This is a genomic window from Aeromonas sp. 603607, assembly GCF_049171595.1.
GTDB classification, from domain to species: Bacteria; Pseudomonadota; Gammaproteobacteria; order Enterobacterales; family Aeromonadaceae; genus Aeromonas; species Aeromonas veronii.
This window is the reverse complement of the sequence record NZ_JAAKOV010000014.1, coordinates 57,842-83,314: the sequence shown is the minus strand read 5'-3', so window position 1 is coordinate 83,314 and position 25,473 is coordinate 57,842. Positions and strand designations below refer to the sequence as shown.

General features: G+C 56.9%; 16 protein-coding genes. 5 read left to right on the top strand and 11 right to left on the bottom strand.

Going from position 1 to position 25,473, the window contains the following annotated elements; genetic code table 11:
* Window positions 1–18: 18 nt before the first annotated feature.
* From G5315_RS14220 to G5315_RS14210, 3 genes are all read right to left on the bottom strand, one after another.
* A complete protein-coding gene (locus tag G5315_RS14220; protein ID WP_335813202.1) occupies window positions 19–1,770 on the bottom strand; it encodes an ABC transporter transmembrane domain-containing protein in 1,752 nt (583 codons plus the stop codon).
* Entirely contained in the window at window positions 1,767–3,503 is a 1,737-nt protein-coding gene (locus G5315_RS14215) for an ABC transporter transmembrane domain-containing protein (protein ID WP_421263676.1), read from the bottom strand. The genes G5315_RS14220 and G5315_RS14215 overlap by 4 nt, the downstream gene beginning before the upstream one ends.
* Before the next feature lie 166 nt (window positions 3,504–3,669).
* Window positions 3,670–6,474, bottom strand: coding sequence for a response regulator (locus G5315_RS14210; RefSeq protein ID WP_421223189.1), 2,805 nt, complete (start codon window positions 6,472–6,474; stop codon window positions 3,670–3,672).
* A 167-nt stretch (window positions 6,475–6,641) separates the two neighbouring features.
* Between G5315_RS14210 and trxC the strand changes: the two genes are divergently transcribed.
* Together trxC and G5315_RS14200 are read left to right on the top strand one after the other, a co-directional pair.
* Window positions 6,642–7,076: a thioredoxin TrxC gene (gene trxC, locus G5315_RS14205; protein WP_216978913.1), complete on the top strand. Its 435-nt coding sequence runs from the start codon at window positions 6,642–6,644 to the stop codon at window positions 7,074–7,076.
* Between the two features lie 161 nt (window positions 7,077–7,237).
* Complete coding sequence (locus G5315_RS14200) at window positions 7,238–8,623, top strand: SLC13 family permease (RefSeq protein WP_266134832.1); 1,386 nt, start codon at window positions 7,238–7,240, stop codon at window positions 8,621–8,623.
* 366 nt (window positions 8,624–8,989) lie between these two features.
* Here G5315_RS14200 and G5315_RS14195 read toward each other — a convergent pair whose 3' ends face one another.
* Both G5315_RS14195 and G5315_RS14190 read right to left on the bottom strand, forming a co-directional pair.
* Window positions 8,990–11,464: a glycogen/starch/alpha-glucan phosphorylase gene (locus G5315_RS14195; protein WP_216978915.1), complete on the bottom strand. Its 2,475-nt coding sequence runs from the start codon at window positions 11,462–11,464 to the stop codon at window positions 8,990–8,992.
* Window positions 11,465–11,839: 375 nt separating this feature from the next.
* The gene (locus G5315_RS14190) at window positions 11,840–12,037 is read right to left on the bottom strand and encodes a DUF4250 domain-containing protein (protein ID WP_005333612.1); all 198 of its coding nucleotides are present in this window, start codon (window positions 12,035–12,037) and stop codon (window positions 11,840–11,842) included.
* 230 nt (window positions 12,038–12,267) lie between these two features.
* On the opposite strand from G5315_RS14190, the gene G5315_RS14185 reads away from it, so the two are divergent.
* Window positions 12,268–12,753: a cell division inhibitor gene (locus G5315_RS14185; protein ID WP_421333252.1), complete on the top strand. Its 486-nt coding sequence runs from the start codon at window positions 12,268–12,270 to the stop codon at window positions 12,751–12,753.
* Between the two features lie 412 nt (window positions 12,754–13,165).
* Complete coding sequence (locus G5315_RS14180; protein WP_005361134.1) at window positions 13,166–13,600, top strand: YcgN family cysteine cluster protein; 435 nt, start codon at window positions 13,166–13,168, stop codon at window positions 13,598–13,600.
* A gap of 539 nt (window positions 13,601–14,139) precedes the next feature.
* Here the strand turns inward: G5315_RS14180 and pflB are convergent.
* The 4 genes from pflB to G5315_RS14160 all read right to left on the bottom strand — a co-directional run bounded on the left by pflB (window position 14,140) and on the right by G5315_RS14160 (window position 21,086).
* Complete coding sequence (gene pflB, locus G5315_RS14175) at window positions 14,140–16,422, bottom strand: formate C-acetyltransferase (RefSeq protein ID WP_005352571.1); 2,283 nt, start codon at window positions 16,420–16,422, stop codon at window positions 14,140–14,142.
* Between the two features lie 46 nt (window positions 16,423–16,468).
* Window positions 16,469–17,317, bottom strand: a complete 849-nt coding sequence (focA, locus tag G5315_RS14170; protein WP_005333620.1) for a formate transporter FocA — start codon at window positions 17,315–17,317, stop codon at window positions 16,469–16,471.
* A 381-nt stretch (window positions 17,318–17,698) separates the two neighbouring features.
* Window positions 17,699–19,459: a 30S ribosomal protein S12 methylthiotransferase accessory factor YcaO gene (ycaO, locus tag G5315_RS14165; RefSeq protein ID WP_043824548.1), complete on the bottom strand. Its 1,761-nt coding sequence runs from the start codon at window positions 19,457–19,459 to the stop codon at window positions 17,699–17,701.
* Between the two features lie 193 nt (window positions 19,460–19,652).
* On the bottom strand, window positions 19,653–21,086 hold the full coding sequence (locus tag G5315_RS14160; protein ID WP_421333251.1) for a glycoside hydrolase family 1 protein: 1,434 nt from the start codon (window positions 21,084–21,086) through the stop codon (window positions 19,653–19,655).
* A 167-nt stretch (window positions 21,087–21,253) separates the two neighbouring features.
* Between G5315_RS14160 and G5315_RS14155 the strand changes: the two genes are divergently transcribed.
* The gene (locus G5315_RS14155) at window positions 21,254–22,117 is read left to right on the top strand and encodes a LysR substrate-binding domain-containing protein (protein ID WP_421333250.1); all 864 of its coding nucleotides are present in this window, start codon (window positions 21,254–21,256) and stop codon (window positions 22,115–22,117) included.
* Window positions 22,118–22,153: 36 nt separating this feature from the next.
* Here the strand turns inward: G5315_RS14155 and G5315_RS14150 are convergent, their stop codons facing one another.
* Together G5315_RS14150 and metE are read right to left on the bottom strand one after the other, a co-directional pair.
* Window positions 22,154–22,903, bottom strand: a complete 750-nt coding sequence (locus G5315_RS14150; RefSeq protein WP_421263247.1) for a substrate-binding periplasmic protein — start codon at window positions 22,901–22,903, stop codon at window positions 22,154–22,156.
* Between the two features lie 176 nt (window positions 22,904–23,079).
* Window positions 23,080–25,344: a 5-methyltetrahydropteroyltriglutamate--homocysteine S-methyltransferase gene (gene metE, locus G5315_RS14145; RefSeq protein ID WP_421333249.1), complete on the bottom strand. Its 2,265-nt coding sequence runs from the start codon at window positions 25,342–25,344 to the stop codon at window positions 23,080–23,082.
* Window positions 25,345–25,473 lie beyond the last annotated feature (129 nt).

Below are 25,473 nucleotides of genomic sequence, written 5' to 3'. Positions count from 1 at the left end.
TAACAGCAAATCTGCCGCTCAGGCGCGCTTCTCTTCGAGCCAAGCCCCCTGACTCTGCATCTCGAACAGCTGGGCATAGTGACCGCCGAGGGCCATCAGCTCGCTGTGGCTACCCCGCTCGCTCACCTGACCGCGGGAGAGCAGCAGGATCTCGTCCGCATCGACGATGGTCGAGAGGCGGTGGGCGATGGCGATGGTGGTGCGGCCACGACGGGCGGCAGAGATCGCCTGCGACAGCGCCAACTCGGTCTGGGAGTCCACGCTGGCCGTCGCTTCATCCAGAATGAGGATACGCGGATCCCCCACCAGCGCACGGGCAAAGGAGAGCAGTTGCCGCTGACCGGCGGAGAGGTTCTTGCCACCCTCCTCCATCAGGGTGTTGATCCCCTGTGGCAAGCTGCGCACAAACTCGGCCAGCTGCACCTCGCTCAGCGCCTGCCAGAGCCGCGCGTCATCTATGCCGGCGCGGCCGAGACGCAGGTTCTCCGCCAGGGTGCCGACAAAGATAAAAGGATCCTGCTGCACTAGCCCGATGCTGCGGCGCACCGCCGCCAGCGACAGGGTATCCAGTGCGTGATCATCGAAGCGGATCTGCCCCTGATCCAGCGGATAGAAGCCCATCAGCAGGCTGATGATGGTGGACTTGCCGCTGCCGGTATGGCCCACCAGCGCCAGCATCTGGCCCGGTTTTGCGGCAAAACTGACCTCCCGCAGCACCTGTTGCTCACCATCGTAGGAAAAACTCACCCGCTCGAAACTGACCCGTCCTTCCAGCGGGCGCAGCTCGCCCTCGGTGCTCTCGCGGGTTTCATCGAGCAGGGCAAAGACCCGCTCCCCCGCCACCATCGCCTGCTGCAACTGGTTAAGCTGGTTGGTCATCTCGATGAGCGGCTCGATCATCCGGCCCAGATAGCTGATAAAGGCATAGAGCACCCCCACCTGAATAGCACCCGCGTGGCTCCCCCCCTCATGGGCAAACAGCGCCAACAGGCCGATCAGCACCATCATGTAGAAGAGATCGATGAGCGGACGCAGCAAAATGCCGTTGATCTTGAGGCTCTTGATCCGTGCCGACCAGTGCTGCTGGTTCACCTCGGCAAAGGCGTTGGCAAAGTGGCGCTCCTGCACCATCGCCTGAATGACCGGCATCCCCTGCAGCGACTCGTTGAGGCGGCTGTTGATGTCGGAGAGCAGACTGCGGGTCGCTCGCACCACCGGCACGCTCAGTTTCTGGTAGAGCCACATCACCCCGCCCACTGCGGGCAGCAACAGGGAGCAGACCAGCATCAGCCGCAGATCCAGCAGCGCCATGGAGATGAGGATGCCGCACAAGAGCACCACCTTTTGCACCAGCAAGCCGATCACCTGCACATAGAGGTTCATGATCGCCTCGGTGTCGTTGGTGATGCGGGAAATCAGCGAGCCGGAGCGATGCTTGTCAAAGTAGCGGGCCGGCAAGCGGATGGCGGTGGCAAACACCTGCTCGCGCAAAGTTTGCACCACCGCCTGAGCGATGCGATTGAAGCGCAAGGATTGCAAATAGAAACCCGCCGCCGACAGCACCTGCAAACCCAGATAGCCCGCTGCAATCAGGGCTATGGTGGGCAGCACGATATTGCGAGGCGCCAGATAGTCATCGATAAAGAGCTTGATCAGCAGCGGCCCGGCCACTTCGGCGCCGGTCGCAAGCAGCAGGCAAATCCCCGCCTGGATCAGCCAGCGAGGATACTGGGCGCAGTAGGCGAGCAGTCGTTTAATGGTCGGATTCACAGGCTCTCCTCCACCGCTTCTTCGAGTCGCTGATAACGCACCATATCTGCATACCAACCATTGTGCGCCATCAGGGCACCGTGATGACCCCGCTCGCTGACGGCCCCCTGCTCCAGCACCAGGATCTCGTCGGCCTGCTCCACCGCCGTCATGCGATGGCTGACCAGGATCAGGGTGCGACGATGGGCCTTGAGGGAATGCAGAATTTGCTGCTCGGTGTGGGCATCCACCGCCGAGAGCGCATCATCGAGCACCAGAATGGGTGCATCCAGCAGCAGGGCGCGGGCAATGGCCAGCCGCTGTTTCTGGCCGCCGGAGAGGGTCACCCCTTTCTCCCCGACCTCGGTTTCATAACCCTTGGGGAAACGCACGATATCATCGTGGACACAGGCAATGCGTGCCACCCGTTCGACCTCCTCGCGGCTCGCATCGGGTTTGCCGAGGGCAATATTGGCAGCGATGGTGGTGGAAAACAGGAATGGCTCCTGCGGTACATAGGCAAACTGGCTGCGCAGTGTGGCGAGCGACAACTGGTCAATCGGTACGCCCCCCATGGCTATCGAACCGTGAGTCGGATTGGCAAGGCGCATCAACAGCTTGAGCAGGGAGCTCTTGCCTGCCCCGGTGCGCCCCACCACCCCGAGCATCCCCCCTTGCTTGAGGGTAACGTCGATATCCGCAAGCAGGGTGCGCTGCTCAAGTTGATAGCTCACCCCTTTGATCTGTAAAGGAAACGCAGAGGTAAACGCGGCCGGCCGGGCGGGCTCTTCGATATCGCTGCGCTCCCCCAGCAGGCTCTCGATGCGGGAGTAGGCGGCGCTGCCCCGCTCGATGATGTTGAACAGCCAGGCGATGGCAAACATCGGCCAGATCAGCTGGCCGAGGTACATGGTGAAGCTGGTGAGCTCACCCAGAGTCAGCTCATCGCGCAGCACCAGCACACTGCCCCCCGCCACCGCGAGGAAGTAGGAGCAACCGATACAGAGGTAGATGACCGGATCGAACTTGGCATCGATGCGGGCCACCGCCATATTGCGCTCCCCCGCCTGTTTGGTCAGCTCGGCAAAGCCTTCATCTTCCAGCGATTCAACCGCATAGGATTTCAACACCCGCACGCCGGAAAGGGCCTCCTGGGTCTTGTTGTTGAGCCTGGAGAAGGCCCCTTGCGCCGCCTTGAACTGGGTGTAGATCTGGGTGCCGAAGCGGTTCATGAAATAGGCCATCACCGGCAGCGGCAGCAAGGAGACCAGCGTCAACTGCCAAGAGTACTGGCTGCACATGATGGAGAGCACCAATACCCCGACCATGATGGAGTCCACCAGAGTCAGTACCCCTTCGCCAGCGGTCATCTCCACAGCCTGAATGTCATTGGTGGCATGGGCCATCAAATCGCCGGTACGGTGGCGCTGATAAAAATCGGGGCTCATCCGGGTGAAATGGCTGAAAAGGCGATTGCGCAACACATAGGCCAGACGGTAAGAGGCACCGAACAGCATCACCCGCCAGACGTAGCGCAGCAGATAAATCAGCACACCCAGACCAAACAGCCCCGCCAGATAGCGCATCAGGGTACCATTGTCGAGACCGCCCTTGGTGATGCCATCAACCACCCAGCCCACCACTTTGGGCGGAATAACGGTCAACAGGGCCACCATCAGCAGCAGGGAGATGGCAGCCAGATAACGGGGCCACTGCTCCTTGAAAAACCAGCTCAATCGTAGAAATACGCTCACACCACCAACCTTTAGCGCTCTCTGCCCGTGACCGCTCCAAGGAGCGGCCATCAGAGAAGCCACGCAGAAATAGAACAATGAAAACAATCGCCTCCGGCTGGAGGCGATTTGAACGAAAGCTCATCATATCCCGAACCGGGATGGTTGAGAATAATTACTATTTAATTCACTGTGACATGCGATCATCCCCTGATGAATAGGGATTATACGAATTTTCATGCTGCTCACCGGTCAACAGGAAGTGTGACACCTCTTCCCGGGTCTGGCTGAAGACCTGTTGCAACTGCTCCAGATCCGCCTCGCTCAGCACCTCGTTTTGCCGCAGGCGCCACTCCAGCTCGCCAGCCACCAATTGCAGACGGGCCGCCGAGATATTGGCAGACACCCCCTTGAGGGTGTGCAGCAGCTTGCTGGCCACCTCGGGCTGCTGACGGCGCAAGGCGGAACGGATCTCCCACAGATCGTCCTTGTGCTCCGACATAAACAGCTTGAACAGGATCTGCAATGCCTCCTTGTCCTGCTCCAGCCGCTTGAGGGCATCCTGCAGATCGAGGATCCCCATCATATCCGGCGGTTTCACCTCCATGATCCCCGCCTGCTCCACCCCTTGCGGCTTCACCCACTGCAGCAGGTTGTTGTAAAGATCCAGCTTGCTCACCGGCTTGGTGACGTAACCATTCATCCCCACCCCCAGGCAGCGCTCCTTGTCTCCATGCATGGCGCTGGCAGTGAGGGCTATGATGGGCACATCGTGCTTGTCGACCATTTTGCGGATCTGGCGGGTGGCATCGAGTCCGTCCAGCACCGGCATCTGCAGGTCCATCAGGATCACGTCAAAAGGCTGCTCGGCAACCCGCTCCACCGCCTCGCGACCATTGTTAACCACGCACACTACCGCATCGACCCGACGTAGATATTCGATGATGAGCTGCTGATTGACCCGGTTGTCTTCGGCCAACAGCACTCGGGTACCCTGCAACAGGGATTTGAAGTGCTGCTGATCCCCCTGAGCCTCTGCCTTGCGCAGATTGAGTTCATAAGAGCTGCCATTGAGCAACTCGTCCACCTTGGCCAGCAGGGCATTCTCGGTCATCGGCTTGGGCAGAAAATGGGTCAGCCCCATGCTGTCCATCCGGGCGTGCAGCCCCTCTCTGGCCCAGGCGCTGATCATCAGGATGGGTATCCGCCGCCACTGGCTGTGCTGATACATCTCCAGCGCCAGATCGAGTCCATCCTCCTGCCCCATGCGCCAGTCGAGGATTGCCAACCGCAGATTGGGCCCCTCTTCACGCAATAATTGACGGGCACGGGAAAGGGAGTTGACCGGCAGCACTCGCACACCCGCCCGAGTCAGGATGTCCCGAGCCAGATCCAGCACCAGTTCGTTGTCATCCATCACCATCACCAGCGGCTGGTTTTCGAAGAAAACTTTCCGTCCAGCCACACCGTAGACCGCCTGCGCCATCGGGATATCGAACTTGAACAGAGAGCCGACGCCAGGCTTGCTCTCTACGGTGATCCGCCCCCCCATCAGCTCCACCAGCCGCTGGGAAATATTGAGCCCAAGACCCGAGCCGCCATATTTGCGGGTATTGCCCGCCTCCAGCTGGGTAAACGCCTGAAACAGTTGGGTCTGCTTCTCTTCGGCAATGCCGATGCCGGTATCGCGCACACTGAAGCGGATCCGCATTGGATGGGAGTTGGCCAGATCGATGGAGACTTCGACCTCACCACGTTCGGTGAATTTGATGGCATTGTTCACCAGATTGACCAGAACCTGCCCCAGCCGCAGAGGATCCCCACGCAAGAAGACAGGCACCTCCGGCGATTTGCGAATGATCACCTCCACATGTTTGCGCTCCGCCAGATCGGCAAACATGCCCGCCAGCGAGTCGAGCTGCTCGCTGAGATCGAAGTCGATCTCCTCCAACGTCAGCTTGCCGGACTCCACCTTGGTCAGATCGAGAATGTCGTTGATAAGCAGCAGCAAGGTATCTGATGAAGACTTTATCTTGCCCAGATAGTCCCGTTGTTGCTGATCCAGCTCGGTCTGCAGTGCCAGTGAGCTGAAACCGATGATGGCATTCATGGGGGTGCGGATCTCGTGGCTCATATTGGCCAGAAAATCGCTTTTGGCCTGTGCCAGCAAGGCCGTCTGACGGGACAACTCGCTCAACTTCTGATTACGACGCCATAGGGTATAGGCCACCAGCACAAAACTGATCAAGGCACCGCCAAGCACCATTAAATAGAAGCGGTTCAGCAATGATGAAGCCCGCTCCAGCTTATCCATCTTCCAGCGCACCAGGTTATCGCTCACCTGCATATCGATGAGACGATGGCGCAGGGTATGATAAGCCATCACCTGACGACTCAAATCCTTGCTCAGGTTAACCAAGGTGATCACCTCGGGTTGCGAGCCGTAATGGGAAGCAAGAGCACGCTGCAACAAGCTCAGCTGTTGCTGATACTGGTTATCGGCGCTGTGTTGCAAAAAATGGCTGAGTTGGGCCAACTCATTGAGATCACGATGCAAGAGGCTCTCTGCCGGCGTGATAGCGCGTACCTTCTCAAGCTGATGCTGAAAGGGTTGCACGATATATTCCACCGCCTTTTCCATGCTGTACAGTCTGGCCAGCTCCATCTGGTAGAGATCCAAATCCTGCAGCAACCTCTGTGAAAGAGGCGTTTGCTCAACCTCAGCATCACTACGAACCCTGTGAACAAAGCTATCGAGGATACCGGATAACTGGACGAGCCGTTGCTGAACATTGCTATCATTGGCACTCTCACGACCAAGCAGGTAAACACTGTCGGTGTTGATCCGGTTCAGCACTGCCTCCGCTGCCTGATTCAGGCTGTATGCACGCTGCTGTTGACTAAGCAGTTGCCAGCAAAGAACCGAGAAGCCGAGCAACAAGGCAGCAACAAGCAGCAGTACCACAGGGCTCTTCCGTGATCCTTTATTCATCCCGTTTTGACTCTCTACTTATAATGGCCGCTGAATTGTCCGGCTTGAGCAGAGCTCGGAGTGGAAGTGTCCACCCCAGCCGAGCGCTGTGTTAACGTTATTTCACTATTTTAACTCTGGCACTATTTTCATCACAGCCACCAGAACCGATCTTCAAGGAGACTATTATGTCATTTATCACTACTTATTGTAGCCACTGCTTTACAAGAAACCGCCTGCCCTCCACCCATGTAACCCACTCCGCCAAATGTGGGCACTGCAAGGCGTCCCTGTTCAGCCAAACCCCTTGCCTCGGGAAGGCGGATAACTTCGATACCCTGATCAACTCCGATATTCCGGTCGTTGTCGATTTTTGGGCCAGCTGGTGCGGCCCTTGCCAGCAGTTTGCTCCAGTATTTCATGATGTTGCCCATGAACTCGAACCACGGATGCGCTTTGTCAAAGTCGATACCGAGCAGCAGAGCACCATTGCCGCCCGTTACGCCATTCGCAGCATCCCCACCCTGATGGTCTTCAAACAGGGTAAAGTGGTGAACCAGATAAATGGATCCCTGCCCAAGAACATGTTCAAGCAGTGGCTGGAACAGTTCATGGATGTTTAACTTATGTTTCAGCAATGTTTTATTTATGTATTTATTTCCTCATTTTTATCAATGAGTGTGTGAGTAGAGACTGATTTTCAATATGTGAGCCTGTTTCAAACAAGTAAATGGATGTAATCTCGGCAACACAAAAACAACCATAAATTAACCGAGAGAACGATATGCACACATCGGCTGTACCCGCTACTCCATCTCGTTGGCTGGATATCAAGACCGGGATCGTGATCATGGATCTGCTCCTGCTATGCATCATGCTCGCTTGGCTCCCTTTTGATCCTATGGTCAACAAGGGGCTGGGCATTCTGGTCTTTATAGCTATTCTCTGGCTGACCGAAGCGGTCAACATCACTATCACCGCGATCTCCATCCCGGTACTTGCCACCCTGCTCGGGGTGTTTGATATGAGCAAGTCGTTGACCGACTTCGCAAACCCGGTGTTGTTCCTCTTCTTTGGCGGTTTTGCCCTGGCGGCAGCGCTATCCAAACAGGGGCTAGACACCCAGATTGCCGGTAAGGTGATGCAGCTCGCCAAGGGACACCTCGGCTGGGCTGCCATCGTACTCTTCAGTATTACTGCGGCACTCTCCATGTGGATCAGCAATACCGCTACCGCCGCCATGATGATGCCGCTGGCCCTTGGCATGCTCAAAGGTCTCGACATTCACAAGGAGCGCCGCACACTGGTCTTCGTATTGCTTGGTGTTGCCTACAGCGCCAGTATTGGCGGCATCGGCACCCTGGTAGGCAGCCCGCCCAATGCCATTGCGGCCGCCCAGATGGGGCTGGGCTTCACTGACTGGCTGAAATTTGGCATTCCTGTTGTCCTCATCTTCATGCCAGTAGGCATCGGGCTGCTCTATCTGGTAACCCGCCCCAACCTCTCACATCAGGTCAGCACAGAGCGAGTGACCATAGAGTGGACCGGCCAACGCAAGGTGACCATGCTGATATTTCTGACCACAGTGCTGTTGTGGATTGGCTCCCAGCCTATTGCCCAGGCGCTGGGAGGAATACCTCAATTTGATACACTGATCGCCATGGGAGCCATCATCGCCATCGCCGTCAGCCGGGTAGCTAGCTGGGATGACATCAACCAGAACACCGACTGGGGAGTACTGATGCTGTTTGGTGGCGGCTTGACCCTGAGCGCCATCCTTAAGCAGACCGGGGCCAACGCCTTCCTGGCGGAGCACCTATCCAACGGTCTGGCCACCATGCCGATCTTCGTCATCCTGCTCTGTCTTGCCACCTTCGTGGTGTTCCTGACCGAGCTGGTATCCAACACCGCTACCGCCGCTCTGCTGGTTCCACTGTTTGCCGGAGTCGCAGAGGCACTGGGAGTCTCTCCCATTGTCGTATCCGTGCTGATCGCTGTCGGTGCCTCATGCGCTTTCATGCTGCCAGTGGCTACCCCGCCCAACGCCATTGTCTTCGCCAGCGGCCATATCCAGCAGCGTGAAATGATGCGGGCCGGCCTGGTGCTGAACCTGGTCTTCACCGTCATTTTGACCCTGCTTGCCTATTTTATGGGCGACATACTGCATTGATGGCTGGTGGCTCGCTCGCCGGGCTCCTCAATCAACACCAGGTTCCAACAAAGCCCCGTATCATCGGGGCTTTCTCTTTTCCTGCACCCCAACGGCCATCTGTCACATCCCTGACCATCGTCAGCTTGTGCCATGCGACAGCAGCGAGAGTACACATGATGATGACTTCAGACTTATGAGCGATACGGGTGCCATGAGATGAGGTGTTCCCGGGAAAGGCTGGTAATAACGACATTAAAATAATATGTGATGCCCTGTACATCTATCACAGATGATCAAGCTTTTTGCAAATGGTGTACAAATATTTACGAATCCAAGCAGCTATAAAAAAACCCCGCATAGCGGGGTTCTCATATTAAGAGGTGATCAACCGATGTTGCAGGGTTTCAGCTTCCAGATACGATCCACATAGTCCTGGATGGAACGGTCTGAGTTGAACTTACCCATGGTGGCCGAGTTGATGATAGCCTTCTTCGCCCACAGTGCCGGATCCCGATACCAGGTATCGATCAGCTTGTGTGCATCCGAGTAGGACTGGAAGTCCGCCAAGGTCAGGTAAGGGTCTCCCCCTTCCAGCAAAGAGCGCTTGATGGAGGCCAGCTCACCCGGACGACCCGGCGTGAAGTAGTCGGTATCAAACCAGTCCAGCACGGCCTTGAGCTCGGAGTTGGCATAGTAGAAGTCGTACGGATTATAACCGCGCGCCTTCAGCGACTTCACTTCGTCCACGTTCAGACCGAAGATGGCACAGTTTTCGGCCCCCGCCTCTTCGGCGATCTCGATGTTGGCTCCATCCAGCGTCCCGATGGTGATTGCACCGTTGAGTGCCATCTTCATGTTGCCGGTACCGGATGCTTCGTAACCAGCAGTAGAGATCTGCTCGGAGACATCTGCCGCCGGGATCAACTTCTCGGCCAGACTCACGCGGTAGTTCGGCATGAACACCACTTTCAGCTTGCCCTGGATACGAGCATCGTTGTTGACCCGATCCGCCAGCTTGTTGATGGCATAGATGATGTCTTTGGCCAGCTTGTAACCGGGCGCCGCTTTGGAGCCGAAGATAAACACACGCGGATGCATGTCATAGTCCGGGTTGGCCAGCAGACGACGATAGAGTGCCATGATGTGAATAAGGTTCAGTTGCTGGCGCTTGTACTCGTGCAGACGCTTGATCTGAACGTCAAAGATCGCCTCGGCACTGACATCGATACCGGTTTCGTCTTTGATGACCTTGACCAGCTTCTCTTTGTTATGACGTTTGATGGTCATGAACTGCTGCTGGAACGCCTTGTCGTCGGCAAATTTCACCACGCCACGCAGTTTGTCCAGTTGCAGCGGCCACTCCTTGCCCACCACTTCGTTGTAGAGACCCGCCAGCTCCGGGTTGCAGGCCAGCAGCCAGCGACGCGGGGTTACCCCGTTGGTCACGTTGCACATTTTTTCCGGCCACAGCTCGGCATACTCGGGGAAGAGATCTTCCTTCACCAGCTTGGAGTGGATCTCGGCCACACCGTTCACCTTGGACGAACCGATCACGCACAGGTTGCCCATGCGAACCTTGCGCACGGCCCCCTCTTCGATGATGGAGAGCTTGGCCTTGATGGCGTCGTTGCCCGGCCACTTGGGCTCCACCAACTCGTTCAGGAAGCGGGCGTTGATCTCGTAAATCACCTCCAGATGGCGAGGCAGTACTTTCTCGAACAGGCTGACCGACCACTTCTCCAGCGCTTCCGGCAGCAGAGTGTGGTTGGTATAAGAGAAGACCTGATAGCAGATGGCCCAAGCGGCATCCCAGTTCAGATCTTCCTCGTCAACCAGTACCCGCATCAGTTCCGGGATGGCGACAGTCGGGTGAGTATCGTTGAGCTGAATGGCAATTTGCGCGGCAAAGTTGCTGAAGTCGGCGCCATGCACCCGCTTGTAGCGGCGCATGATGTCCTTGATGGAGCAAGCACAGAAGAAGTACTGCTGGATCAGACGCAGCTCTTTACCAGCATCGGTCTCATCGTTCGGATAGAGTACCTTGGATATGGTCTCGGCCTGGGCTTTCTCAGCCTGGGAGTCGATGTAACCACCGGCGTTGAATACGTCCCAGTCGAAAAACTCGGAGGCGCGGGATTCCCACAAACGCAGGATGTTGACGGTGTGACCGCCAAAACCGACCACCGGAATATCCCAAGGCACCCCTTTAATCTTGCGACCGGCGTGCCACACCTTCTTCAGGCCGCCATTGTCACCAAACACGGTCTCGACGTAGCCATAGAGCGGCACTTCTTGCACCGACTCGGGACGGCAGATCTCCCAGGGGTTGCCATATTCACGCCAGGAGTCTGGGCGCTCAATCTGGCGACCATCCTGAATTTCCTGACGGAACAGACCGTGTTCGTAGTGGATACCGTAACCAACCGCCGGATAGTTCAGGGTGGCCAGCGAGTCGATAAAGCAGGCAGCCAGACGACCCAGGCCGCCGTTGCCAAGTGCCATATCCGGCTCTTGTTCGCACAGGTCGGTCAGTTCCAGGCCGAGTTCGCCCAGCGCCTCTTCGCAAGTCTTGTAGAGGGAGAGGTTGTGCAGGTTGTTGGAGGTCAATCTTCCCATCAGGAATTCAGCAGAGAGGTAGTGAATCGCACGAGTATCTTTCTTGAAATGAGTCTGCTGAGTGCGGGTCAGGCGCTCGTACACCTGTTCATTGACGGCCGCCGCAGTGGCTTTCCACCACGCTTCGGGAGAGGCTTTCTGTTCGCTTGTTCCCAAGGTAGAACGCAGGTGACGCACGATACTCGCCTTGAGCTGATCTTTATCCAGTTGGAGATCCTGGTCTGTCTTCTTCTTGGTAGCCATAAACCATATTCCTTCGTTACAAATAAAATTGTTATCCCGCTTGCGGGACCGGCGCTGTTGTTATCTCAAAATATGTACCGGCGTGAGAATACTAACTAAAGCGGCAGAATTAAAAGTTAACGCAAGTCACACTTTAACCGATAAAAACAGCCTGAAAAGCTTGAAAACCCTTTCCTTAAATTGATCGCACAAAAACAAACATTCCCTTTATTATCATAAGCTTAATGAAAAAATAAAAATATTCTGGCATGAATAGGTTTTCAGAGATTGCCAAGCCTTGAAAATCCCTGAAAATAGGCAGCAAGACGGCACATTGAAACCGGTTTCAATGTGCCTGAAAAATTACCGTATAAATATGAAGCAATCATTGCACCCTTAAAGATGTGCCTTGAACTGATTGCTCAATGGATCGTAATGGTACCCAATCTGATCCAGACGTCCTGCCAACTGCTCTTCACTCATATCGTAATAGGCCAGCAGCTCCTCCAACCCGTCACACTCAAGCCTTAGCTTCTCATTGATGATGCCCAGCAAGATGTTGGCATCAAGACGTTGCAAGGTACTGATATCCATGGCGGCACCTCCTGTAAATGACCTGTATAACCATGGGCGGTTACGCAAGGTTTGTCCATAGTACGAAAAACACCCAACCAGCTTTATATTAAATAGTGTTTAAAAACATAACCTTACTAACGACACATGCCAACACCATCACATTTTTCAGCAAAAACACCTTGTCACTGCCACAGGATAGAACTACTGTATACACATACAGCTTGGATATTCATACAGGAACCCCATATATGAACCAGCCCCTGCACTCACTGCCCTTTGCGATGAATCGTGTCATGAGCAAGCCCTGGCCAACCAGAACCGCCTGCAAAGCGGAGTTTGCTCATGATGGTGTGACTATCCAGTCTGATGATCAGTTTCTGAGCGAGCTGACCAAGCTTGGGGAGGCTCATACCGGCTGGATCTTGTTGATCGCCCCGCCGGGACGCCCCACAGTCAGCCGTCTGGAAGAGCGAGGTATCGATCCCAAGAGAGTGCTGGTGGTACATAGCCCCAAAATCAAGAACTGGCAGCAAACCCTGGAGCGCAGTCTGGGCAATGGTCACTGCGCCGCCGTATTTACCTGGCTACCCGAGCAGATCGAGCTGGATCACATCAAGCTGCAGCGACTGGGACAGCAATCTGGCGTACTCACCCGCTTCTTTGGCGCGAAACGGACTAACCTCGGCACACCTCTGCTGGCCTATTCAGAGCAAGATATCTATCTCAATCATTAAGACAAAAAACGAACGCCTACGCAGGCTCTCCCGCGGGTCGCAGCGACAGAAGGGCGCAAACAATATGTGACCAGCGGCTTTATTTGAAAGACAAGCGTGCAACAGCCTGACGGTAGGCATCGGAGATCATTTGACCCTGCTTGCTGCAAGCAGACAAACATCAAAAGATGTAACGGATCAAGAAGCAGAAAATAAAACCTGAACTGGACAATCATGCAGCCCAAGTATTCAAACCTGTGGGACTTCCTGCCCACCAGCGAACCCGTTTGAGCAATATGATGAGGCTGAAAGTCATTGCATTCATTTGAGCTGATCACGACAATTTGCCCACCGGAGTGACCCTCTCCTTGAAATACCGGGTAACAAGGGGTATAACCACGCGTTTTATCAGGTGTAATAAGTGAGCGGTATGATGCAAGCCCCCTTTTGGCAGACCAAGAGTCTGCAGCAGATGACTGAATCCGAATGGGAATCCCTCTGCGATGGTTGCGGAAAATGCTGCCTCAACAAGCTGATAGATGAAGATACCGACGAACTGGTTTTCACCAATGTCGCCTGCAATTTGCTTAACACCAAGACCTGTCAGTGCTCTGATTACGCCAATCGTTTCAAAAAAGAGCCTGACTGTCTGCAGATCACCCATGACAAGATCACCGAATATGACTGGCTCCCCTCAACCTGCGCATATCGCCTGCTGTCTGAAGGTGACGCTCTTCCAGAGTGGCATCCTCTGCTGACCGGCAGTCGTTCCGCGATGCATCAGGCTGGTCAATCCGTCCGTGGCAAAGTCATTCACGAGGATCAGGCGGGTGAATGGATCGATCACATCATCACCTGGGCCAGCTGACACGCTCAACCCGCTATTCTCCAGAGACAAGGGCTGCACAATGTGCAGCCCTTGTTGTTTCTGCAAGCAGGGTTTGTAGCTTCACACATATCTGGCTGGCTAAACCAAACCACCTCCAAGCTGCGCATTGAGAGAGATAGAGGCAGAGGCAGAGGCAGAGGCAGAGGCAGAGGCAGAGGCAGAGGCAGAGAATGATTCCATAGTCACAGGCTTATGGGTATTGCTTGATACCCGCGATGGCGCCTCTGTTCACCCCTTAAACCTGATCAGCTGTTCCACGAGCCATAGCAACACTGATGCAATGGCAGGCAGAGCAACCGCCTATCCCCTTAGAGCGCGAATAAAGCATAATCGCATTACAGACGGGGCCTAGGTCAATGCTAGTGAGCCCCTCCCCTTGATCCTCTTCAAATCCCCAGTAACAACTGTTGTGGTTGCGATGGAACTGGGGGCGATTCACAGGGGATGATTACTCCCCCTGAATCGCACGCATAAAAAAACCGGCGCCTTGGCGCCGGTTTTTGCTCACTATCTCTCGATTACAGAGAAGCAGTGAAGGTACGGGTGATGACGTCTTGCTGTTGCTCTTTGGTCAAAGAGTTGAAGCGAACGGCATAACCGGATACGCGGATGGTCAACTGCGGATATTTCTCCGGGTTTTCCATGGCGTCCAGCAGCATTTCACGGTTCATCACGTTAACGTTCAGGTGCTGACCACCCTCTACGTTGGATTCGTGGTGGAAGTAACCGTCCATCAGGCCAGCCAGGTTGGCTTTCTGGGCTTCCATATCTTTACCCAGTGCGTTCGGAACGATGGAGAAGGTATAGGAGATACCATCTTTAGCGTAAGCGAACGGCAGCTTGGCTACGGAAGTCAGGGAAGCAACAGCACCTTTCTGGTCACGACCGTGCATCGGGTTTGCACCCGGACCGAACGGAGCACCAGCACGACGGCCATCCGGGGTGTTACCGGTCTTCTTGCCATATACCACGTTGGAGGTGATGGTCAGAACAGACTGGGTAGCAACAGCACCACGGTAGGTGTTCAGCTTCTGAATCTTCTTCATGAAGCGCTCAACCAGGTCACAGGCGATATCATCGACGCGAGCGTCGTTGTTACCGAACTGCGGGTATTCGCCTTCGATTTCGAAGTCGATGGCAACGCCATCTTCGTCACGAATCGGCTTGACCTTGGCGTACTTGATGGCAGACAGGGAGTCAGCGGCTACGGACAGACCAGCGATACCACACGCCATGGTGCGATATACGTCACGGTCGTGCAGCGCCATCAGAGAGGCTTCGTAGCTGTACTTGTCGTGCATGTAGTGGATGATGTTCAGCGCAGCAACGTATTGCTTGGCCAGCCAATCCATGAAGTGGTCCAGACGATCCATTACGTCGTTGTAGTCGAGGTACTCGGACTTGACCATCTCTGTTTTCGGACCGACCTGGATCTTGAGCTTCTCGTCCATACCACCGTTGATTGCATACAGCATGGTCTTGGCCAGGTTGGCACGAGCACCGAAGAACTGCATCTGCTTGCCAACGATCATCGGGGATACACAGCAAGCGATGGCGTAGTCATCGTTGTTGAAATCCGGACGCATCAGATCGTCGTTCTCGTACTGAACGGAAGAGGTCTCGATGGATACCTTGGCACAGTACTTCTTGAAACCGACCGGCAGCTTCTCGGACCACAGGATGGTCAGGTTCGGCTCAGGGGACGGGCCCATGGTGTACAGGGTGTTCAGCATACGGAAGCTGTTCTTGGTGACCAGAGTACGGCCGTCAACGCCCATACCAGCCAGGGTCTCGGTCGCCCACATCGGGTCGCCGGAGAACAGTGAATCGTATTCCGGAGTACGCAGGAAGCGAACCATACGCAGCTTCATGACCATGTGGTCCATCAGCTCCTGGGCTTCTTGCTCGGTGATCAGGCCTTTCTGCAGGTCACGCTCGATGTAGATATCCAGGAAGCTGGAGGTACGACCGAAGGACATGGCAGCACCGTTCTGGGACTTGACTGCCGCCAGGTAGGCGAAGTAGGTCCACTGTACGGCTTCTTTGGCGTTCTTGGCCGGTACGGAGATATCGCAACCGTACTTGGCAGCCATCACCTTCATCTGTGCCAGGGCACGGTGCTGCTCGGAGATCTCTTCGCGCAGACGGATGGTGGCTTCCAGGTTGACGCCGTTTTCCAGGTCAGCTTGCAGGGACTTGAACTGGGCCAGTTTGTCGGCCATCAGGAAGTCAACACCGTACAGAGCAACACGACGGTAGTCACCGATGATACGGCCACGGCCGTAGGCATCCGGCAGACCGGTGATAACACCAGACTTGCGGCAGTTCAGGATGTCTTTGGTGTAAACGTCAAACACGCCCTGGTTGTGAGTCTTGCGGTATTCGGTGAAGATCTTCTCGACCATCGGGTCCAGTTGACGACCGTACACTTCGCAAGAAGTTTTAACCATCTTGATACCGCCGTTGGCGATGATGGCGCGCTTCAGCGGCTTGTCAGTCTGCAGACCAACGATCTGCTCCAGGCTCTGATCGATATAACCGGCATCGTGTGCGGTAATGGTGGAGGGCAGGTCAGTATCAAAATCAACCGGCGCATGAGTGCGGTTTTCGATTTTGATCCCTTCCATGACCTTGTCCCACAGCTTGGTGGTCGCTTCGGTCGCGCCAGCCAGGAAGGACTCGTCACCTTCATACGGGGTGTAGTTCTTCTGGATGAAGTCACGGGTGTTGACAGAGGTCTGCCATTCACCGGCCGCGAAGCCTTCCCATGCTTTTTGGAACTGTTCGTTAAGTTCTGCCATTTTTCATTACCTCACACGGTATTGATGTAGTATCCCGCAATCATCCTTAATGATGACGACGGAAGATAAACCAGTAAGTCAGACCAACCATCACGCCACCACCGATGATATTGCCGATGGTCACGGGGATGAGGTTGTGTAGGACGAAGTTGGATACGGTCAGGTCAGCAAAGGTTGCCGGATCCTGGCCGATGGCCTGCCAAAATTCCGGACTAGCCACGCTGTGGATAGCGATACCAACCGGAATCATAAACATGTTTGCGATGCTGTGCTCGAAACCTGAGGCAACGAACATGGCAACCGGCAGCAGCATAACCACTACCTTGTCAGTCGCGCTGCGGGCACCAAAGGCCATCCATGCAGCAAGACATACCATCAGGTTACAGAGGATACCCAGCGCCACCGCTTCGAAGAAGGTGTGGTGAATTTTGTGTTGGGCCACTTTGAGGGCGTTAAGGCCCCACTGACCGTCTGCTGCCGTGTACTCGGCAGAAACGATGATCAGCGCCACCATCAGGAGACCGCCAATCAGGTTACCGAAGTAGACCAGACCCCAATTCTTGAGCAGCTGAGCCCAGCTGATGCGATTGGCAGCCTTGGCCACCAGTGTCAGGGTGGTGGAGGTGAACAGCTCGGCACCGAGCAGCACACAGAGAATAAGTCCGAGAGAGAAGCAGAGACCGCCAACCAGCTTGGCCATACCCCAAGGCATGGAACCGGTTCCGGTCGTCACTGTGATGTAGAAGATAAATGCGATGGCGATGAAAGCGCCTGCGGTAATGGCCAGTGGAATGACCTTGTATGCCGGCTTGGTAGCCTTGGCATAGGTGATGTCTTCAGCCAGTGCAGCGATGGCTTCGGGCTTGAGACAATCGAATGGAGATTCAGCTTTCAATTATTTTCTACCTGAATGTTTTGCCTGTTGAAATCATAACAAAGGGCCAAATAGCCAAAATTGACATTGATCAAGTTTATCAGAGTGCGAATGTAATTTTACTACAAATATTTTAGTGCGATGGCTACGCCACTTTACACCAGGTATCAGCTGAAACAGAAATATCACATTTTTAATGCAATGATTTTAAAGAATTTATTTTCGATCATGGAAATATGGTATTGGCAAGATATCTTTGCAGATCGACAGCACATCCCCTGCCCTGCCATCAACCCCCTTAGGGGTATTTTTTGTTTTTTATTTCATCTTTGAATAACTATCCCGTGCCTTGCCGCACGATAAACAGAAGGGGCCACACGGCCCCTTCCTTTACAGCAACGATCACGCCCAGTGATGGGCTCGCTTGGCCTTCTGCAGCTTCTCGTAGGCCGCCAGCAGCTTCTGGTGCAGTGGGAACTGGGAGAGCGACAGATCGGCCGCCTCCAGCCCGTGGAAGCGTGCTTCGCCAGTGGCGTTGGCCCATGCCTGTGCCAGCGTCTCTTCACCATACATGCGAGTGAAGACGGCGCGATACTGCTCCGGATCCCGCTCCTCGTCGAGGAACAACTCGACGCAGGCACGCAGGGCGCGGTAGTAGCTGGCACGCTCGGCAGTAAACACCGACTGGTTGAACTCCATGGTCCAGTCGATGAGATCCAGTGCGGTCTCCAGCTCACCGGCGGCCAGCGCCAGCATGGCTTTCAGCTCGCCAACGCGCAGGGTGTGCAGCGCGGTCCCCTTGGCAGCGGCGATGCCCAGCAGCTCGCGTACACGGGTACGCTCGTCGTGCCCCTCTTCATCCAGTTGATCAAAAAACGCCATGTACTGCTCGGCATCCCAATCAAGTGATGGCAGTGCCAGGATCACTTCGCGCAGGTTGGCGCCCATATTGTTGTTGGCCAGCAACAGATCTTCGGCCGGATAGATGTCGGACATGCCGGGCACCAGAATGCGGCAGGCGTAGACACCCAGATGCTCGTAGTCGGCGATATAGACCGGCTGCTCCAGCTCATGGAAGATGCCGATCAGGTGATCGAACTCCTCCTGCGAGGTGCCACGGAAGTCCCAGTCGGCAAACTCGAAGTCCGCATCCTGCTTGAACAGATCCCAGCTGATAAGGCCCGAGGAGTCGATGAAGTGGGTCTCGAGGTTGTGGTGATCCGCCACCTGCTCGTTGTCGAATGACGGCGGCACAAACACGTCGAGATCCTTGAGACCACGGCCCTGCAGCAGCTCGGTGACGGTCCGCTCGAAGGCCACTTCGAAGCGCGGGTGGGCACCGAAGGAGGCAAAGCAGGTGCCATTGCTCGGGTTGAGCAGCACCACGCAGATGACCGGATAACGGCCACCCAAAGAGGCATCGAAGCTGTAAATGGGGAAACCTTCCGCTTCGAGCGCCGCGATGGAGGCGGCAATCCCCGGATAACGGGCAATCACCTCGTCCGGGATCAGCGGCAAGCTGATGGCCTCGGCGATGATCTTGTTCTTCACGTGGCGCTCGAACACTTCGGAGAGCGCTTGAGTGCGCGCTTCGGTCTTGGTGTTGCCGGCGCTCATGCCGTTGGAGACATAGAGGTTGCCGATGATGTTCATCGGGATGTAGACGGTCTCGTGATCGGACTGACGCTCGAACGGCAGCGCGACGATACCGCGCTCCTCGTTGTTTGACTGCAGATCCACCAGCATGTCGGCGGTCACTTCACCGTCCGGGTTGTAGAACTTGCGGGTGAAGCTGTCTAGCAGACCGGCCGGGAACTGGTCACCCTCGATGGGGAACCACTTCTCGTTCGGGTAGTGAACGAAATCGCCGTTGGCGACCTGCTCGCCCAGATAGAAGTCGGCGAAGAAGTAGTTGGTGGAGAGACGCTCGAAATATTCGCCAAGGGCAGACGCGAGTGCCGCCTTCTTGCTGGCACCCTTGCCGTTGGTAAAGCAGAGGGCGCACTCTTTGTCCCGAATATGCACCGACCAGACGTTCGGCACGGGGTTGAGCCAGGAGGCCTCTTCAATATCAAAGCCCAGAGCTTGCAGCTTGGTCTGGAAGCGTTCGATGGAGTCTTCCAGCGCCGCGTCCTTGCCGGGAATAAAAGTGTGGTCAGTCATCACGATATCCTGATTTTTATTGGCTCATGTTCGGCCGCAGATAATAGCAGGGGTCGGCGGCTTTGGCAGGACAAAAATCAGTAAACAAGGATGAGTCGCACGGTGAGAAACCGGCTTGCCCCCTCTCCCCCGCCACAAACAGCGTGGGCCCGGGGATTGCCCGGGCCCCCTGGTTACGCGACGCGATAAACCGTCAGAGCTGCTTGCCCTGGCTCGCAATCAACTGGCTGTACCAGTGGAAGCTCGCCTTCTTGATCCGGCGAAGGGAGCCCCCCTGCTCGTCACGCTCCACATAGACGAAGCCGTAACGCTTCTGGTAGCCGTTGAGCCAGCTCAGGATGTCGGTGAACGACCAGGCGCAGTAGCCGAGCAATTCCACGCCATCCTGCATCGCCTCCTGGCACGCCTTGACGTGGCTGCGCAGGTAATCGATGCGGTACTCATCGTTCACCTTGTCGCCCGCCTCCAGCTTGTCGAACTCGCCAAGACCGTTCTCGGTGATCATCAGCGGCAGACCATAGCGGGAAGAGAGGCGACGCAGGGCGATGCGCATCCCGGTCGGGTCGATGGCCCAATCCCAGTTGCTGGTCTCAAGGTGCGGATTGGGCGCCGTCTTGTAGAGGCCCGGGATGCCGCTGGACGGGGTAGTGCCCTTCTTGCCGGTGGTGTTGATCCGCTGCAGGGTCTGACCGCCCAAGGGGTTATCGGTGTAGGTCAGGGTGTAGTAGTAGTTGACGCCGATGTAGTCGGGCGTCCCCTCGCGCAGCAACTCCATATCGCCCGGCAGGATCTCGGGCGCCTCGCCGTTTTCTCGCAAGTAAGCGAGCGCCGCCTGCGGATAGCGGCCAAAGCAATAGGCATCCAGCCACCAGAGGTTGTTGAACTCCTCGGCGTTCTCGTAGGCCAGCATATCTTTCGGATCGCACGACGCCGGATAGGCTGGGGAGTAGGCAAAGCTCGGGCCAATCAAGCCATTCGGCACATGCTGGCGAAACGCCTTGATCACCCGGGCATTGGCCAGAAAGGCGATATGGTTGGCGGCAAAGAAGCGCTTGCGATCCTGCACTGCGGGCGGATGGGTGCCGAGCTGATAGGCATTGGTCAGGTTGTAGTTCTGCTCGTTGAGGGACACCCAATACTTCACCTTGCCGGCAAAGCGCTGATAGAGGGTCACGCAGTAGCGCTCGAAATCCTCGATAATGCGTCGGTCTTCCCAGCCGCCGTACTCATCCTGCAGCGCTTGCGGCAGATCCCAGTGGTAGAGGGTCAGCACCGGCTCGATCTGGTGGGCCAAGAGGGTATCGATCAGCTTCTCGTAGAAGGCCAGTCCCGCCTCGTTCACCTCCCCCCGACCGGTGGGATAGATGCGTGGCCAGCTCACCGAGAAGCGGTAGGCCTTGAGCCCCATCTCGGCCATCAGCGCCACGTCCTCTTCCATGCGGTGGTAGTGATCCACCGCCACATCGCCGTTGCTCCCCTCAAAGGTCTTGCCCGGCAGCTTGGTGAAGAGATCCCACACCGAGGGCCCCTTGCCATCGGCATTCCAGCCCCCCTCCACCTGATAGGCGGCGGAGGCTGCGCCCCACAGAAAATTGCTCGGGAAGTCGTTGAACTTGTGGTGATGCATCTGGTGTTGCTCCTTCTGCGCTGATGGTGTCAGCCATCTCTGATAACTCGGCGCCCCCGTGCCGGGGCACCCGAAATGAATTGGCATAAGCATCCATCACTTCTAAAATTCCGTCCAATGACAAATTTGACCACTCAACATTCCCAACAGGAATGAAAGGAGCCCCGATGGAGCTACGGGATCTGAAAGCCTTCGTCACTCTGGGGGAGGTACTGCACTTCGGCCAGGCGGCGGTACGTCAACACGTTACCCAGTCGGCCCTGAGCAAACAGATCAGGCGGCTGGAGGAGGAGCTGGGCGGCGAGCTGTTCGAGCGCAACGCCAGTACCACTCGCCTCACCGGACTGGGCAGGGCGCTGTATGAGGATGCCCGCGCTGTGGTCATCCAGAGCGAGCAGCTCTCGCGCACCGCCCGCGACGTGCAGGCGGGCAATGTCGGCACCCTGCGCATCGGCTTTGGCGTGGCCACCAAAATCCTGGTGCCCGCCGCCATCGCCCGTTTTCGCGCCGAGCGGCCGCAGGTGACCATAGAGCTCAACGATCTCTCTACCCACCACCAGCTGCTGGCGCTGAGTGAAGGCAAGCTGGATCTCGGTTTTTGCCGCCTGCCCGCCCCCAAGGGGTGGCACGCCCTGCCAGTGGTCGAAGCACACTTTGTCGCCGTGCTGCCCGCCAGCTACCGCGATGTGAGGGAGTTGGCGGATCTGGTGGACAAGCCGCTGGCGATCCTGCGTCGGGACAAGGCCCCGTCGTTTTACGATCACCTGATGAACTATCTGGCCCAGAGCGGGCTGCGTTTTCGCGATATCCAGTACGTCAACGACTTTGCCGCTGGCGTCGCCACCGCGGCAGCCGAGATCGCCTGGACCCTGGTCCCCTCCTCCACCACCATAGAGCACCCGGATGTGCTCACCCTCCCCTTGAGAGACGGGGAAGCCTGTTGGACCATTGGCCTTATCCGTCCGCCCCACAGCAAGGGGCCCTTGATCGATGCCTTCTGGGCAACCATCGCCGATATGACGCCAAGATAGACACGCCGTTGGCAAACAGCAGATGGCGGCCGCGCATCAACGATAGCGTTCGACGATACGCGCCAACTCGCCGCTTTGTCGCAGCTGTTGCAGGGCACGGTTGAACTCGGTTATCCGGGTATTGAAGCGGGAGTGCTTGCCGATGCAGAGATTGAACGGGGTAGAGGCAAGCTGCAGCGGCACCTCGACCACCAACCCGGAGAGACCCAGCTGGTTAAGTTTGAAGCGTGCCACCAGTGGGTCTGTCACCATCAGGTCCCCCCGCCCCGCCGCCAGCATTTTGAAGACATTATCGACATTGATGGTGTGATGAACGGTGAAGCCCGCCAGATTCTCCTTGCCCCAGCCGTTACCGAAATAGTCGAGAAAGGTAAGTGATTTGAAGTCGCTCAAGCGGCTGGCACGCTGAAAATCGGTCATCCGGGGGTGGCCAAGCCGGGTAAATACCGTCAAAACCGTCGTGGTAACGGGCTCCTCCACCACCAATGTGTAAGAGCGGCGCTCCCGGGTGGCGATGGTGACAAAGCCATCGGCCTGCGCCATCCGCACCAGTTTTTGCGCCCGTTGCCACGGATAACCTTCATGGCGCACCCGCAGCCCCATGTGCGCTGCCACCCGATCCATCACGTCGATCATCAGCCCGCGCATCTTGCCCTGTTCGTCACGCCACGAATATGGGGCAAAGTCGTCAAAGTAGACCAGCTTCAACTCGGCCGCTGGCGCCGCCCATGCACTCTGCCACATCAGCAATCCCCACAGGATTGCGCTCCCCAGACTGACTCTCATGGCCGCGACTCCATCCACTTCTGCCAACTCTGAGCCTAGTGCAAAGCGGGCTGCGGCAAGGTTCAGGATCCAGTGGAAGAAGTGGCCAACGAAAAAAGAGAGAGGAAGCAATGGCTTCCCCTCTCTCGTTCGTTTGTCAGCACGCCACCTTACCGATGGCGGTCACGGCTAGCCGGTTACGCCAGCTCGGCCCGCAGCGCCCTGGTGGCATCGACCATCACCTTGAGGGCGGCCTCAGTCTCTTCCCAACCCCGGGTCTTGAGGCCGCAATCCGGGTTGACCCAGAGCCGCTCGGCCGGGATCTGCTTGGCCGCCTTGCGCAGCAACCCCTCAATCCAGCTCTGGCTCGGCACGTTCGGCGAGTGGATGTCGTAGACGCCCGGGCCAATCTCGTTGGGGTAGTTGAAGCGTTCGAACGCTTCGAGCAGCTGCATCTGGCTGCGGCTGGTCTCGATGGTGATCACATCCGCATCCAGCGCCGCCACCGCCTCGATGATGAGGTTGAAGTCGCTGTAGCACATGTGGGTGTGGATCTGGGTGCGGTCCGCCACCGGGCTTGCGCTCAGACGGAAGGCGCGCACCGCCCAGTCGAGATAGGCCTGATGATCCTGCTTGCGCAGGGGCAAGCCTTCGCGGATCGCCGGTTCGTCGATCTGGATGATCTTGATGCCGGCGGCTTCCAGATCTGCCACCTCGTCGCGAATGGCCAGCCCGATTTGCAGGGCGGACTGCTCGCGGCTCACGTCTTCCCGCGGGAAGGACCAGCAGAGGATGGTCACAGGGCCGGTCAGCATCCCCTTCACCGGCTTGTCGGTCAGGCTCTGGGCAAATCGGGTCCATTCGAGCGTCATGGGAGTCGGGCGGTCAATATCGCGGGTGATCACCGGCGGCTTGACGCAGCGGGAGCCATAGCTCTGTACCCAACCGAAGCGGGTGATGGCAAAGCCATCCAGCAGCTCACCGAAATACTCCACCATGTCGTTGCGCTCAGCCTCACCATGTACCAACACATCCAGCCCGATGGCCTCCTGACGCGCGATGGCATCGCGGATCTCGGCCTTAATGCCAGCCTCGTAGGCACTGTCATCGATGCGACCGGAGCGCCAATCCTGCCGCAACACCCGGATCTGGGAGGTCTGCGGGAAGGAGCCGATGGTGGTGGTGGGCAGCAGCGGCAGCTTGAGATCCGAGCGCTGCAGCTCGGCCCTGACCGGATAGGGACTGTGGCGATCAAAATCGCTGTTGGTGAGGCTGGCGAGCCGTGACTGCACCGCTTTTTTGTGCACCCGGCTGTCGGACTCCCGATCCACGATGGGCTGGCTGTAGGCGGTGATTTTGTCGAGCTCGCCCCCATCCAGATACTCTCTGAGCAGTCCCAACTCGAAACATTTTTGCAAGGCGAAGGCGAACCAGCTGCGGGTCTGGGGATCCAGCTCCTGCTCCAGAGTCAAATCCACCGGGCTATGCAGCAATGAGCAGGATGAGGCCACCCAGAGCCGCTCGCCGAGTTTGGCTTTCAGTGCCTTCAGAGTCGGCGCCAGCTTGGCCAGATTGGCACGCCAGACGTTGCGGCCGTTGATCACCCCGGCTGAGATGACCCACTGGGCGGGCAGATGCGGCAACAGGGTCTCCAGCTGCTCGGGGGAGGCCACCAGATCCAGATGCAGGCCATCTACCTTGAGGCTGGTGATGATGTCGCGCTGATGGGCCACCGAGCCGAAATAGGTGGTGAGCAACAGCTTGCAGGGGCCGCTCAAGCGCTCGTAGGCGTTGAGGTAGGCCAGCCGCCACTCGTCCGGCAAGTCCAGCGTCAGCGCAGGTTCATCGATCTGTACCCACTCCACTCCCTGGGCGGCCAACTTGGCCAGGATCTCCTGATAGACGATGAGCAGGCGATCGAGCAGTTCAAGGCGGGAGAAGCCGCTCTCTTTCTCCTTGCCGAGCCACAGATAAGAGACCGGTCCCAGCAGCACCGCCTTGACTGGCAGCCCCAGTGCTTTGGCCTCTTCTACCTCGTCAAACAGCTGGCTCCAGCCCAGCTTGAAGCGCTGATCACGGCTGAATTCCGGCACCAGATAGTGATAGTTGGTGTTGAACCATTTGGTCATCTCGGCGGCGGCCGCCGCTGGGCCGGTCGGCGCACGGCCCCGGGCCACCCGGAACAGGGTGTCGAGATCGGTCTCGCCATGGCGGTGACGGGCAGGCACCGCATCCACCAGCAGGCTGGTACCGAGCACCTGATCGTACCAGGCAAAGTCACCCACCGGCAGCAGATTGACCCCGGCGCCGTGCTGGGCCTGCCAGTGGCGCTCACGCAGCGTCTTGCCCACGGCAACAAGTTCGGCCTGAGTGGTCTCGCCACGCCAGTAGGATTCGAGGGCAAATTTCAGCTCGCGCTTGGCGCCGATACGGGGGAAGCCCAGGGTGTGTGCTCGTGTCATAGGTTCATTTCCTTATGCTCATTCATCTGATGGGAAACTGGATGATTTAGCCATCCAGATGTTTACACATCCAAAATGACAAGATAAGGTGACGCTGGCTATTGAATCCTCTTCAAGTGGCTCTCAAAT

Coding starts and splice junctions, on each gene's coding strand:
- ycaO (WP_043824548.1), bottom strand. CDS start 19,459: ATGACTGACCACACTTTTATTCCCGGCAAGGACGCGGCGCTGGAAGAC.
- G5315_RS14160 (WP_421333251.1), bottom strand. CDS start 21,086: ATGCATCACCACAAGTTCAACGACTTCCCGAGCAATTTTCTGTGGGGC.
- G5315_RS14150 (WP_421263247.1), bottom strand. CDS start 22,903: ATGAGAGTCAGTCTGGGGAGCGCAATCCTGTGGGGATTGCTGATGTGG.
- G5315_RS14180 (WP_005361134.1), top strand. CDS start 13,166: ATGCAAGCCCCCTTTTGGCAGACCAAGAGTCTGCAGCAGATGACTGAA.
- pflB (WP_005352571.1), bottom strand. CDS start 16,422: ATGGCAGAACTTAACGAACAGTTCCAAAAAGCATGGGAAGGCTTCGCG.
- G5315_RS14200 (WP_266134832.1), top strand. CDS start 7,238: ATGCACACATCGGCTGTACCCGCTACTCCATCTCGTTGGCTGGATATC.
- G5315_RS14195 (WP_216978915.1), bottom strand. CDS start 11,464: ATGGCTACCAAGAAGAAGACAGACCAGGATCTCCAACTGGATAAAGAT.
- G5315_RS14155 (WP_421333250.1), top strand. CDS start 21,254: ATGGAGCTACGGGATCTGAAAGCCTTCGTCACTCTGGGGGAGGTACTG.
- G5315_RS14190 (WP_005333612.1), bottom strand. CDS start 12,037: ATGGATATCAGTACCTTGCAACGTCTTGATGCCAACATCTTGCTGGGC.
- G5315_RS14185 (WP_421333252.1), top strand. CDS start 12,268: ATGAACCAGCCCCTGCACTCACTGCCCTTTGCGATGAATCGTGTCATG.
- G5315_RS14210 (WP_421223189.1), bottom strand. CDS start 6,474: ATGAATAAAGGATCACGGAAGAGCCCTGTGGTACTGCTGCTTGTTGCT.
- trxC (WP_216978913.1), top strand. CDS start 6,642: ATGTCATTTATCACTACTTATTGTAGCCACTGCTTTACAAGAAACCGC.
- metE (WP_421333249.1), bottom strand. CDS start 25,344: ATGACACGAGCACACACCCTGGGCTTCCCCCGTATCGGCGCCAAGCGC.